This is a genomic window from Rhodopirellula bahusiensis (genome assembly GCF_002727185.1).
GTDB classification, from domain to species: Bacteria; Planctomycetota; Planctomycetia; order Pirellulales; family Pirellulaceae; genus Rhodopirellula; species Rhodopirellula bahusiensis.
Genome location: NZ_NIZW01000050.1, coordinates 15,570 through 27,415, shown reverse-complemented (window position 1 = coordinate 27,415; position 11,846 = coordinate 15,570). Strand labels below are relative to the sequence as shown.

Genomic DNA, 11,846 nt, shown 5'->3' with positions numbered 1-11,846 from the left:
GTTACGGACTGCTCATTCGCTTTTGGTTGCTCTCCACCCTTTCTGTTGAAAACGCAGTTACCATCAGCTACGGGGCGGTAACGAATTCCCCAATCAGGACTTTCACCTGACAATTCAATCGCCTTTGCAGGCGCACTAGCCGACTGAGGCCCTCAGTCGGCATGAGCGCAATCAATCGCTGCAAGCGATTGCCCACCCCAGCGGGCACGAGCTTACGGATGCCTGCCACATGTGGCTGATCTGTCTTGCCGACAGAGAGCCTCGGCCGGCTACGTGACTACTGGTGGTGCGGAGTAACGCCTCCTAGCACGCGGCCTACAGCGTGATGCCTGAGAAACCGCCGGTGGTGGCCACGAACGTAGCCAACATGCACAACCAAACAAGGTCCAAAAAATGCCAGTACTGGGCCGCAAAATCGACGGGCCAATGCCGCTCATGGTCGTATTTTCCTAGCATCGATCGCACCGAAACGATGCCCAACGCGATCACTCCGCCGGCCACATGAAGGGCATGCAGAAACGCCAGGACAACCACCATCCCCGCGACACCCTTTCCGGTTCCACCTTGCATGGCGGGACCACCCAGCAACCCCAGCATCGCGACATACTGAATTGCCATGAACGCAACCGCAGCGATGGCGCTGAACGCGAGCAACAACGCGGTCAGAACTCGCTTCGAGCGGCGAACCGCTCGCGTGGCCCAGTGCACCAAACCGCTGATGGCAAGCAACAAAGCGGTGCTGGTCAGAAACGAATTCGGAAGCGGCACGGAGGACTGAACATCACCGATCCGACTGCTGGCATAGATTCCGTACAGCAGCAAACTGCTGACAAAGAACACCAGCAACGTTCCCAAGAATAGCCAACCGCCCTGTCGAAAGCGTCGATCGGTGGGCAGAACACTGGCGGGCATGAGCAACATCATCTGGCAGGTGAAAACGAAAGCGTCGGTTCCTTGAACCGACGCGAACTGCCAAGTTTAACCGCTACGCCAAAATCCCACAGACGACAAAGCATCGAACTGTGGTCCGACGAGTTCCGTCAGTTGGCCCGCTTAGGGCCCGACTCAGGCGGCGCGGCGCTGAACCAGATTGTCTTGCAATGCAACGATGGCCGCGTCAAGCGATCCCAGCGATGCGACCAGTTGCTGAATTCCACGAGCGAACTCGGGCCGCGGGTCAAACCCCATGTCACCCAGCAATTCTTGGACTTCCTCGACCTCCATCTGAAGAATCAATTCTTCAGCCGTCAGTTCGTTGGCAGGTGGACGCTGGGAAGATGAATCGGATGACATGTGCGGCAGCCAAAGTCGAGGGGAGGAAACAAGACACGGTTGCTTTTGTCATCGGCAATCGGCACAGATCTCCTTGAAGAAAAACTCCACCCAATCGGAACAAACTCCCGCTTCCTCCAACCGCTGGCTCAGTAGTGCGGCGGTCTTTCGTCTTCCAAGTCTCCGCCGCTCTCGCTGACCTTGTTCTTGAGATCTTTCAACTGATCGACCAAGCGTTTCATTTCGCGATCGCGACGTTGAGCCTCGAGTGACATCTCGGTCACAATTTCGTTGAGCTGATCACACACGCGCTGCGTGTGAACGAGCTGAATTTCGACTTCCGTGATTCGATCTTCCAAGGACATGATCAAGACCCAACTTCGTCGGATTGAGAACCGTAAGGTCGCGTGCTGATCACACCTTCCTGCGGACTGCTCGCGGTTCCATACAAACGCTTTGGAATGCGGCCGGCGAGCGCCGCGTGTCGACCAGCGTCAACCGCCATCCGCATCGCATGAGCCATCCGAACCGGTTCGCGCGCGTGTGCGATCGCCGTGTTCAGCAACACGCCGTCCGCACCGAGTTCCATTGCCACGGACACGTCGCTGGCCGTTCCGACACCAGCGTCGATGATGACGGGATAGTCCTCATCATCTTCCTTGAGATACTCCAGAATGATCTGCAAGTTGGCTGGATTGAGAATCCCAGCTCCGCTTCCGATCGGGCTTCCCGCTGGCATGACCGCCGCGGCACCGACCTTCTTCAGACGCTGCGCCGTGACCGGGCAATCGCTGGTGTAACACAGCACCGAAAAACCATCCGCGGCAAGTTGCTCACAAGCGGCCACCGTTTCCACCGGGTCGGGCAACAACGTCTTGCTGTCGCCCAGTACTTCCAGCTTCACCCAGTCCGAGCCGGGATTGCCGAGAGTCCGCAAAATTTCGCGTCCCAGCTTCGCCGCACGAACCGCATCGGCGGCGGTGTAACATCCCGCCGTGTTGGGCAGCAGGATGTACCGATCGGAATCGATGAAATCCAGGATGTTCTGGCCCGTTCGGTCGTACAAACGTTCACGGCGAACCGCAACGGTCACGCACTCCGTGCCCGATGCGTCTAGAGAATCTCGCATCTGCGCCATCGTGTCGTAACGCCCCGTGCCGACCAGCAAACGGCTGGTCAGCGTGTGCGATCCGATCTTGAGCGGAGAATCGGAAAGAGCGTCAGTGGTCATAGAAAGCAGATGGTGTGAGAAGAGAAAAGAAACCTCGCGGTGAACTCATCCGCCACCGACCAAGGTCACCACTTCGACGCGATCACCGTCACCCACAATTTTCGCGGCGTAGTCTTCCCGCGGCACGACGTCTTCGTTGACTTCGACCGCGAGGTAATTCTTCGGGACTTCAACCGTCACCAACAACTCATCGATCGGCATGGGCCGATCGATCTGCGTGGGACGCCCATTCACTGTGATGTCGATCATGCGACTCAATCATTCTCTTCGTCGAAGGCGGCGTCGAACGCACGATTGCTGGGCGAGAAGTCCAGCTTTTTCGTGAACTCGCATGCTTCGCGAGCACCAAACGTGCGTTCCATTCCGCTGTCTTCCCATTCGATCGACAGAGGACCTTGATAGTCGATCTCGTTCAATGCACGAATGATCTCTTCGAAGTTCACACCGCCACGACCGGGGCTGCGGAAATCCCAACCACGTCGTGAATCGCCAAAGTTCAAGTGGCTGGCGTTGATGCCCGTGCGTCCATCCAAGGTCACAATCGCGTCTTTGATGTGCACATGGTAAATACGATCGGGGAACATGCGAATGAACTGAACCGGATCGATCCCCTGCCATATCAGGTGGCTGGGGTCGAAGTTGAAACCAAACTCCGGACGATTGTCCAAGGCTTCCAAGGCTCGCTGCGCGGTGTAGATGTCGAATGCGATTTCAGTTGGGTGAACTTCCAAAGCGAATCGAACGCCGCACTCACCAAACACATCCAAGATTGGATTGAAACGTTCAGCCAGCAGCTCGAATCCCGCGTCGATCATCTTTGGCGAAACGGGCGGGAACGAGTACAGCAAGTGCCAAATGCTACTGCCAGTGAACCCGTTGACCACATCGACGCCAAATTTCTGAGCAGCGCGGGCGGTGTTCTTCAGTTCCTCGATCGCCCGTTCGTTGACGGCTTCTGGCGTGCCATCGCCCCAAACGTAGTCGGGCAAAATGGCTTTGTGACGCTCATCAATGTTGTCGAGAACGGCTTGCCCGACCAAGTGAGCGCTGATCGCGTGGCACTGAAGGTTGTGCTTCGCCAAAAGAGCGTGCTTTTTGTCGCAGTAGTCATCTTCCGCGAGAGCTTTGTCGACTTCGAAGTGATCGCCCCAGCAAGCCAGTTCGATCCCGTCGTATCCGAAATCGGCGGTCATGGCTGCCATTTCTTCGATTGGCAAATCCGCCCATTGACCAGTGAAAATCGTGACGGGACGTGGCATGGAGGTCTCCAGGAAAACAGGGAATAGGATCCATCAAAACGGATCGTTACAAGAGAATCGACGCCCTCGCGGCGATGCGGCGGCATTATCGCCGAACACTGTTCGCCGGGCAATTCCCCTGCCCCCGATGATTCCAATCAGAGAATCCCGGTCAGACTCGTCGTTCGTCGGATGAGAAAATCGCACTGAGGTACAAACCGGTGGGTGCGTTCGACTTCACCGGCGTCTCCATGTGGCTTCGAACCGCACGCATCACATCTCGCCTCGAAATTTGGCCTCTCAGTTTTCCATCCTGATCCAAAACGGGCAAACGTCGACACGCGGCATCGAGAAACGTCTGCGCGATCGTCAGCAAATCCGTCTCTTCCTTGATCGTTGGCGGATTCCTGTCAGTCAGGTCGCCAACCGGAATGCTTGGCAAATTTTCATACGCCATGCCGACGACAAACTTCATGCACGACTTCTCTGAAAAGACACCGACGAAATGACCATCCTCGTCTACGACAGGGGCTCCGGAGATCCGTTGCCGCAACAACACATCGAGAGCTTCCAAGGAGTCCATCTGAGGCGACAGCGTGATGAGATTGCGAACCATCATCTCCCGAGCCGTCACGTGGGGCATCGTTCCGGGAGGCGCCGTTGGGAGGGTAGCAGTACCGATTGTTTTCGTCATGACGAGAGTCCTCATTTGAATAGGGCAAAATCAGTAGAAGAGGTCTTCACCTGAAATCACTTTGAGGCCTTCGCTCAGACTCGGTCAAGAAAATTCCACCGCGCAAATCTCAACCGCCGCTTCTCAACAAGGCTGTCTTCCGACGCACTTGTCTCGGATCGTTGCCGTTGGGGTCGCAATACACGGTAAAATGCGTCACAAAGGCGTTGAGCAAACCCCAAGGGTCGATCACGAAACTTCGGGTTGTGAAACTTGTCACGCAGTGCACCAGGAGAGTGGAATGTTGGGTCGTTGGGTCGAATTCGAATTTGATTGTTTGCCACTGCGAACCGTGTCGCGGTTGGATGTCCCCCTCGATGCCTCGCCGAATTACGAGGCCTTTGTCCTGCGAGTCAAAGCGGCACTGGCAAAACATGGCACCCATAACACGTACTACTTGCATCGCGCACGGTGTGCCTTCCACCTGACCAACGATCCCGATCGCGGGCGCGTTGAGTTTCATGTCGAAGGCGTCGTGATGACCGGCGAGAAAGATCTGAAGACCCGAGCCGTTGATCTCTCGGTGACGCTCGGCGAAGAAACCTGCGACTGGTTGAACGAACCCGCCGTCGAATTTCTGGCTGAATCAGTCAAGCACTCCATCGCGGTGGAGTTTGACCGGTACATCCAAGCCGGCGACCTGACCCAAACTGAGAAACGCTTGGAAAAAATCCAGCGGCAAATCGAAGAGGGTGACGGCTTCCAAGCCATGTATTTGTGAGCCCCGCCGGCACCCCCTGCATTTCGCGTCCTCGGATCTCTTGACACCACCCCCGCGGAGTTCCTAGTTAACGAGTCGCCCAACGCGTTTTCCGCGAGGGCCACTTGTATGACGGTCACCGATAGAACGACCGCCTGTATCAATTGGATTGGATTTGCCGATTTGGCTTCACTGGACGATTGGATCAGTCGATCCAAAGAGCTGGAACCATTTCGACAACACCATTCCGCCTCCGACGGAAGGACGCGATGATGACCACACGATCAACTCAAACTCGAAAAGCCGCGCGAACCCTGGTCGCCCACGCCGCAATCGGTTTTTGTGTGACCGCGAGCATCGCCGCCACGGGTTGCCGCGGCGGACGCCCCAGCCTGAACATGTTCAGCATGCGAGGCGAGCCCTCCGTTGAAACCTTGGCTGGCACCGGCCCAACGCAGACTTACCCTCAGCCACCTTCGTCCAGTGCCACACCAAACGCGATTGCATCGATCGCCGGTGGAACGGCTCCCGCCACAACACCAAGTGGTATGCCAGGCGGATCATCACCCAACATGTACGCGTCCAGCACCGCTGGCATGCCAACCGTCAACAGCACACCTGGCGTCCCCAGCACCTCGAGCTCGCCCACAAGCAACCCGTACGGCTCGGTCGCATCGCAATCCAACGGATCGCTGCCACCAGCATCGTACGCCTTGCCCGGCAGCCAAACGCCATCGCAACCTGCCAGCTACGCCGCCGCGTCAGCCAACGGATATGCAATGGGAACTCAACCATCCGCTTCCACGCAAGCCTCGGTGCAGAACACAACGCCTCGCCCAACCGCGATGCCTCCGATCACCGTGCCATCGACGTCGGCTCCCGCCGGATCAGAAGCCCTGGCGTCGCAACCCAGCAGTTCAGCGAGCAAGTCAAACGGCTTCACTTTGCCAGGAGCTGACTTGGACGCAATCGTTGCCCAGCAACCCTCGAGCGGCTCCCAAACGGGCTCCGCGTTTTCGCTTCCGAGCGACATGATGTCCGGCCCAAACACATCCAGCCAAGCCAGCTCTTCGCCAGCGGTTTCGGCGATCGGACTGCCTGACAACCTGGGCGAAAAGATCTCAGCCACAACCAACAGCGTGGCTTCCGCCGCCGGAAACGCGACCAAAGCGACCGCGGATGCAGCTGCCAAAGCCGCTTCCGCCGTGACCGAAACACCAACCTACCAAACGGCAACCGGCGCCGCTTCATCGGGCACCGTCAAACCAGCCGGCTACATGCCCGGCAGCACGGGAGCAGCATCCGGTTACCCCAGCGGAACAATGATCCGCTGAGTGGCCGTGGTTGTCGCGTTCGTCGCCGATTCTTGATTGCGACGACATGAGCTCATCAACGCTCGCCAAACAGGCTGTTGACTTAGACCTCTTCTCCGGTCTTCGCGTCATGGCACGTGATGAATCCCTGGTCATAAACCGTGTAAAGGTAGTCGCCGCAGACGATCTGCGTCGTGTTGCACGGTGACGCTCGCGGCTGATACCACTCGATGAACCGGTGTCCACAAAACCATCCGAAGTGTCGATCCGCCCACTCGCACCCGGACGAATTGCGAAGGTCGGCCGATGAGAATCGCCAACGTAGCCGGATGAGATGCAGCACATCCCGTGCGCAGCAAACGGCGACGGAATGACCAAGATGGACATGTCGCCGTCAAAGCTCCTTGCCACTGCCTAAATCAAAGCAGTGAACCATCCAGTGATGCACGCCCTTCGCGGGATCACGGACACCCTCGCCGAGATACAGACCACCTTGAGGAGGCGTGTTCTCCTCCTCGCCCACGACCGCCGAAACAAACACCCGGTCGCCAACCACAATTGGGCTGCCCCAGCCCTGCCCAGGCACCTCCGCGACACCCGTCGCATCGTCGCCGCGGAACCGCGAAAAATCTTCAGCGACGCCAAGACTCACCAAGCTCATCACAATCGCAACAAATGTGACCGAGCCGCTCAACCATTTCGCCGTGCACATACATTCTCTCGCCGAGGACCAAATTCAATTGCCCTCGAACATAATCAATCCGGCGGCCCGAAGGTCTTCTTCACGACCGCATCCAGGCCTTCGGCGGTGATGCTGGTTTCATCGCACTCGATGTATTGCAGGTAGGGCAAGTCGCGCAGATGCGAAATTCCTTCGTCGGTGACGCTGGTTCGATCGAGACCAATGCCGGTCAGCAATCGCAGATCAACCAACTTTCGAAGATCCGCGTCCTGAACGCTCGTTCCCGCCAACTGGATCTGCATCACGTTGGGCAGCCGAACCACATGCTCCAACAGAGATGCATCAAAATTTTCCGGCGTGAACTCAACCGCGAAAATCGGCTGACCTTCCGCTTGACGGACCATTCGCACGCCAGCCTTTTGCAACTCAAATTTGGATCGCCAACTGTCGACGCCGACTCCACTGATCTCAACAGTCGCCGAACCCAACGAACCGACCGGCATATTCGAAAAGAACTCGTCTCGATCAATTGCGACCGCATCGCGATTTGAGTTCAGCACGTAAAACGCGTCTTTCAACCAAGGCCGAATATCCGCCAGGTGCAACTTGCCACCTGGTTCTGCCACCTGCTCAAAGTAGATACGGATCGTCCGCCGCTCTTTCGGAAACGGAACGTGCAAATCACCCCAGCCCTCGATCGGCCGGGTGCCACTCCGTGACGTGATCAGCCCTTGTGGGATCGAAGCCGAGTAGAGCACTCCGGAAAACCCGTGATCGACATACCCACCATAGAAACCAACGGGAGCGATCAGCCCAACCGCGCACACCAGCTTCTCCCAGGCAGCCACCGGATACCAAGGCTTCGTCGTCAGCAGCACCCACGACCCGATCACAGCGACCGATAAGTTCCACGGGAGCACGCTCTCGTTCCAGTCCACAAGCAGCGGCGAAATTGTCAACGCGATCCCAACATGCATGACAGCACACGCGGGCGCCGCCCACCTGGGACGAAAGATCGCGAGCACTCCAACAGCCAGCTCGACCAAGGCCACGACCAATGCGAACGACATGTAAGTCGCGTCCGCATCGAGCCCACTCCGTGCAACCAACCAGTGCGATGCGTAACCGAACCAGTCCGGCGACAAAAGCTTGTGCACACCTGCCCACACCCAAGTCGACACCAACGACCAACGAGCGATTCGATGCCCGGCGTCCCACACGCAGGCCGTCATCAAAACCGCGATCGAAAAGAACTGAGGCTGAAGCCGAAACTGATCCAGCACCGCGGCAACGATGAGCACCCCCCAGTGCACCGCCAATCCCGATCGCGGCCGGACCGCCACCCAAACAAGCGAGGCAACCAGGATCCACCCAAACGAGATCTGCGGCAGATCAAAGGTTGGCAGATGCGGCGGCATTTCACGCACCTGCCAGAGCGGCCAAGTGATCGCAATGGTGATGCACTGACACGCGGCACCAAACAACAGCAGTCCATATCGAGTACACCCGAGCTGACTCAACGCTCGCTCAAAGACACGCCAAGTGTTCGGAGCACCACTATCCGCGGAAACATCCCGCTGCGACGACGGCACACGACTTGTCGGATCACTCAAGGAAACAGCCACACTTCTGCTGAAGAAAAACGCACACAGCAGAAGTCTAGCACCTTCCCCTCACCCCGCCCCGTTGAGGTCGTGCAGTTTTTAAGTGCCGCTTTTCGGCAGATTTACACACGGCGCACCTCTCCCGAAACGAAGTTTGGGGAGAGGTCGAGCGACGCCGTTCAGGCGTACGCGAGGGTGAGGGCCGAGCATGGGAAACGGCGCTCACTCCCCTCCCCGGAATTCTCGCTGAACGCTCGCATTCCGGCCCTCCCCAACTCCGGAGGTCGTGCAGTTTTATTTCACCCTCCCTTTGGGAGGGTCGGCCCGCTTCGGGCCGGGGAGGGTTACGCGCTGGTTCCGATGCTCGACCCTCCCCTCGCTTCGCTCGACCCTCCCAGGGGGAGGGTGATGATAAACGCTTGGCAACACAGCAGTTAAAAACTGCACGACCTCTGCGCGGGCGGGGTTCTCAAGGCGTTACTGGCCCAGCACTTAAAACTGCACAGCCTCTCAAACCACGGGTCACGCCAAGGCTTGATCGATTGGGTTGTTCGCCAGGTAGTGGCCGCACAAAGATATCGCCATCGCATCCGCGACGTCTGCGGGCTCGGGAACCGACTGCAGGTTCAACTGCATCTTCACCGCCAACTGCATTTGGCTTTTCGGTGCCCGACCGTTCCCGGTCATCACCTTCTTCACGCGAGTTGGCTCGTAATGCTCGACCGGCACTCCGGCCAAAGCGGCCGCCAAACAGATCACGCCGCGAGCGTGTCCCATCAGGATCGCCGTGCGAGGCCGCTCGTAGTGCGAAAACAATTGCTCGAGCGCCATCAGGTCGATGGAATGAGCAGAGAAAACCTCCGACAGTCCATCATGGATTTCGCGCAGACGCTCCGGAAGCGTGTCCGCACGACGCGACTTGATCACGCCCGCTTCACGCAAACACAGACGCGGCCCCTCTCGCGAGATCACCGCGTAACCCGTGGTGTTGAGCCCCGGATCGATCCCCAAGATGCAGGATGCCGACCCAGGACGTGCCGTTACGACTTGCGTTCCCAAGAGGTGCCTTCTTTCTTGTCGAGCAATGCAACACCCAAATCATTCAAACGATCTCGGATTGCATCGCCAGTGGCGTAATCCTTTCGCTCACGAGCTTCCTTGCGAAGGTTGATCAACAAATGCACAACGGAATCGAGCAGTTCCGCATCGGCTTCGTCGCCACCGGATGTGACCGGTGGCTTTCCAAACAATCCCAACACGCGAGACAGCTCAGCGATCACCGAAGTCGCTTTGACCAGCGATTCGACCGCAGGCGATTTTGTATCGGCACCAGGAGCCAACTGATTCGAGTCGACATGGCGATTGAGTGTTCGCAACGCGTCGAACAAAACACTGATCGCGGAGCCGGTGTTGAAGTCGTCATCCATCGCGGCCAAGAACTTCTCTCGGATCGCATGAACTTCGGTCAACAAGGAATCGCCGCTGGGATCAAAGTTTCCATCGCTGCGACGAGTCGCTGCCTCCAGCTCATAAAACGAGCTACCAGTGATTTCTTGGAAGCGATCGAAGAAGCGATAGAACGCCTCCAGCGATGTGCCCGCTTCGGCCAAGGTTTCTTCGTTGTAGACAATCGTGCTTCGGTACTGGGTTCGAAGCAAGAAGAACCGAATGCGTTCGCCGGTTTGGCTGCGAATCAGATCGGCCAATCCGCCCGCACCCTTGCTGCGGCTGATCTTGCCCGAGGCTTGTTCTTCGACGCTGGCTGCTTCCGCCGCCGAGCTTTCGCGGTCGCTCTTGCCACCGACTTTGCCCTTCTCGCCTGCCCGCATCAGGCCGTTATGCATCCAGTACTTCACCATCGGCGCGCCGTGGCAGCACGTGCTTTGGGCTCGTTCGTTTTCGTGGTGCGGGAACATCAAATCCAAACCACCACCGTGGATGTCAAATGTCTCGCCCAGAATCTCGTGGCTCATCGCGGAACATTCGATGTGCCAACCCGGCCGGCCATCGCCCCAGGGGCTTTCCCATGACGGTTCGCCCGCGCGAGCTGATTTCCAAAGTGCAAAGTCGCCGGGGTTGCGTTTCTTAGCCGCGGCCCCGCCACCTTCGCCCTGCTGATCTTCCACCGACCGATTCGACAACTGGCCGTATCCCGGGTCCTTCGTCACATCGAAAAACACGTCGCCGTCGATCGCATACGCAAACCCTTTCGACTCCAGCGAACCAATGAACGCGATAATTTGCGGCATGTGGTCCGTTGCACGCGGCAAGTGATCGATCTGGTTGACGCCCAATTCGCGAAGATTGGCCAAGTAATCCGCGGTCATCTCCACCGCGATCTGACTCATCGGGATCCCGCGTTCTTGCGACTTCTTGATCAGCTTGTCGTCGACGTCGGTGATGTTGACCACCCAAGTCACCTCGAACCCGCTGTAGGTCAGGTACCGTTTGATGGTGTCGAAAATGACTGGGCCAACCATGTGTCCAATGTGAGACTCGGCGTAAACCGTCGGCCCGCACAAATACATCCCCACACGCGGAGCTCGCAGCGGCAAGAACGGCTCTTTGGTTTTGCTCAGCGTGTTGTAGACACGAATGGCGGGTTGGGTGGACGAGGTGGAAGCGACCGATGAGGTCGGGTCGGCGGCGGTCATGCTCATCAGCGTGCGTGCGATCTAAATGGAGCGAAGGCGAGGCGTCCTCGCGAATTGAGTGAGCCAGGAAGTATAGGGAATCAGTCCGGCTTGGATCGAGCCCGCTTTTGAAACCAGTTTCATCCCGGGTCAGTATCTCGGATACCACCGGCCCAGCCCCCCGCGTAACCAAGCTCATCTCCATGAATCATAACGCCGGCGCTCTAGGTACCCCTGGCGAAACAGGCGGTTTCCAGCAACCAGCTTCAACCGGGCTTCCGCCAAGGAAACCCTCGCGAATTCCAGGCCCTCGAAACGGACTGAACGCTAAGATGCCAAGATGCGTAGCAAACGCACACTGAAGCCAAACGCGACCCAAATTTACGGAAACATTCCGCTTCCTTGGCGTCTCAGGCGGCACCGTGCGTTGCCCATTAATC

General features: G+C 57.8%; 13 protein-coding genes. 2 read left to right on the top strand and 11 right to left on the bottom strand.

Features of this window, described 5'->3' with window-relative positions:
- Nucleotides 1-315 precede the first annotated feature (315 nt).
- The 7 genes from CEE69_RS31370 to CEE69_RS31340 all read right to left on the bottom strand — a co-directional run bounded on the left by CEE69_RS31370 (nt 316) and on the right by CEE69_RS31340 (nt 4,435).
- Nucleotides 316-912, bottom strand: coding sequence for a cytochrome c oxidase subunit 3 (locus tag CEE69_RS31370; RefSeq protein ID WP_099264442.1), 597 nt, complete (start codon nt 910-912; stop codon nt 316-318).
- Nucleotides 913-1,065: 153 nt separating this feature from the next.
- Nucleotides 1,066-1,293: a hypothetical protein gene (locus CEE69_RS31365; RefSeq protein ID WP_099264438.1), complete on the bottom strand. Its 228-nt coding sequence runs from the start codon at nt 1,291-1,293 to the stop codon at nt 1,066-1,068.
- 128 nt (nt 1,294-1,421) lie between these two features.
- Nucleotides 1,422-1,637, bottom strand: a complete 216-nt coding sequence (locus CEE69_RS31360; RefSeq protein ID WP_099264437.1) for a SlyX family protein — start codon at nt 1,635-1,637, stop codon at nt 1,422-1,424.
- 2 nt (nt 1,638-1,639) lie between these two features.
- Nucleotides 1,640-2,503, bottom strand: coding sequence for a thiazole synthase (locus tag CEE69_RS31355; RefSeq protein ID WP_099264436.1), 864 nt, complete (start codon nt 2,501-2,503; stop codon nt 1,640-1,642).
- Nucleotides 2,504-2,548: 45 nt separating this feature from the next.
- Nucleotides 2,549-2,752, bottom strand: coding sequence for a sulfur carrier protein ThiS (gene thiS / locus CEE69_RS31350; RefSeq protein WP_099264441.1), 204 nt, complete (start codon nt 2,750-2,752; stop codon nt 2,549-2,551).
- Nucleotides 2,753-2,757: 5 nt separating this feature from the next.
- Nucleotides 2,758-3,762 (bottom strand): sugar phosphate isomerase/epimerase family protein, encoded by a 1,005-nt coding sequence (locus CEE69_RS31345; RefSeq protein ID WP_099264435.1) that lies wholly within the window; start codon nt 3,760-3,762, stop codon nt 2,758-2,760.
- 151 nt (nt 3,763-3,913) lie between these two features.
- Nucleotides 3,914-4,435 (bottom strand): CBS domain-containing protein, encoded by a 522-nt coding sequence (locus CEE69_RS31340; RefSeq protein ID WP_099264434.1) that lies wholly within the window; start codon nt 4,433-4,435, stop codon nt 3,914-3,916.
- A gap of 280 nt (nt 4,436-4,715) precedes the next feature.
- Here CEE69_RS31340 and CEE69_RS31335 point away from each other — a divergent pair, with 280 nt between their 5' ends.
- Both CEE69_RS31335 and CEE69_RS31330 read left to right on the top strand, forming a co-directional pair.
- Nucleotides 4,716-5,195 (top strand): hypothetical protein, encoded by a 480-nt coding sequence (locus tag CEE69_RS31335; protein WP_099264433.1) that lies wholly within the window; start codon nt 4,716-4,718, stop codon nt 5,193-5,195.
- A gap of 248 nt (nt 5,196-5,443) precedes the next feature.
- Nucleotides 5,444-6,508 (top strand): hypothetical protein, encoded by a 1,065-nt coding sequence (locus tag CEE69_RS31330; protein WP_233215831.1) that lies wholly within the window; start codon nt 5,444-5,446, stop codon nt 6,506-6,508.
- A 373-nt stretch (nt 6,509-6,881) separates the two neighbouring features.
- Here the strand turns inward: CEE69_RS31330 and CEE69_RS33450 are convergent, their stop codons facing one another.
- The 4 genes from CEE69_RS33450 to cysS form a co-directional block, all read right to left on the bottom strand.
- On the bottom strand, nt 6,882-7,199 hold the full coding sequence (locus CEE69_RS33450; protein ID WP_233215830.1) for a hypothetical protein: 318 nt from the start codon (nt 7,197-7,199) through the stop codon (nt 6,882-6,884).
- 44 nt (nt 7,200-7,243) lie between these two features.
- Nucleotides 7,244-8,587 carry a hypothetical protein gene (locus tag CEE69_RS31320; protein ID WP_233215833.1) on the bottom strand — a complete coding sequence of 448 codons (1,344 nt, stop codon included), beginning with the start codon at nt 8,585-8,587 and terminating at the stop codon, nt 7,244-7,246.
- A 708-nt stretch (nt 8,588-9,295) separates the two neighbouring features.
- Nucleotides 9,296-9,784 carry a crossover junction endodeoxyribonuclease RuvC gene (gene ruvC / locus CEE69_RS31310; protein ID WP_099264430.1) on the bottom strand — a complete coding sequence of 163 codons (489 nt, stop codon included), beginning with the start codon at nt 9,782-9,784 and terminating at the stop codon, nt 9,296-9,298.
- Nucleotides 9,785-9,813: 29 nt separating this feature from the next.
- Complete coding sequence (cysS, locus tag CEE69_RS31305) at nt 9,814-11,433, bottom strand: cysteine--tRNA ligase (RefSeq protein WP_099264429.1); 1,620 nt, start codon at nt 11,431-11,433, stop codon at nt 9,814-9,816.
- Nucleotides 11,434-11,846 lie beyond the last annotated feature (413 nt).

What these genes read in the sequence shown, in the direction of transcription:
- CEE69_RS31320 (WP_233215833.1), bottom strand. Translation starts at nt 8,587, where the DNA reads ATGCCGCCGCATCTGCCAACCTTTGATCTGCCGCAGATCTCGTTTGGG.
- CEE69_RS31360 (WP_099264437.1), bottom strand. Translation starts at nt 1,637, where the DNA reads ATGTCCTTGGAAGATCGAATCACGGAAGTCGAAATTCAGCTCGTTCAC.
- CEE69_RS31370 (WP_099264442.1), bottom strand. Translation starts at nt 912, where the DNA reads ATGCCCGCCAGTGTTCTGCCCACCGATCGACGCTTTCGACAGGGCGGT.
- cysS (WP_099264429.1), bottom strand. Translation starts at nt 11,433, where the DNA reads ATGAGCATGACCGCCGCCGACCCGACCTCATCGGTCGCTTCCACCTCG.
- thiS (WP_099264441.1), bottom strand. Translation starts at nt 2,752, where the DNA reads ATGATCGACATCACAGTGAATGGGCGTCCCACGCAGATCGATCGGCCC.
- CEE69_RS31365 (WP_099264438.1), bottom strand. Translation starts at nt 1,293, where the DNA reads ATGTCATCCGATTCATCTTCCCAGCGTCCACCTGCCAACGAACTGACG.
- CEE69_RS31330 (WP_233215831.1), top strand. Translation starts at nt 5,444, where the DNA reads ATGATGACCACACGATCAACTCAAACTCGAAAAGCCGCGCGAACCCTG.
- CEE69_RS31335 (WP_099264433.1), top strand. Translation starts at nt 4,716, where the DNA reads ATGTTGGGTCGTTGGGTCGAATTCGAATTTGATTGTTTGCCACTGCGA.
- CEE69_RS31340 (WP_099264434.1), bottom strand. Translation starts at nt 4,435, where the DNA reads ATGACGAAAACAATCGGTACTGCTACCCTCCCAACGGCGCCTCCCGGA.
- CEE69_RS33450 (WP_233215830.1), bottom strand. Translation starts at nt 7,199, where the DNA reads ATGTGCACGGCGAAATGGTTGAGCGGCTCGGTCACATTTGTTGCGATT.
- CEE69_RS31345 (WP_099264435.1), bottom strand. Translation starts at nt 3,762, where the DNA reads ATGCCACGTCCCGTCACGATTTTCACTGGTCAATGGGCGGATTTGCCA.
- CEE69_RS31355 (WP_099264436.1), bottom strand. Translation starts at nt 2,503, where the DNA reads ATGACCACTGACGCTCTTTCCGATTCTCCGCTCAAGATCGGATCGCAC.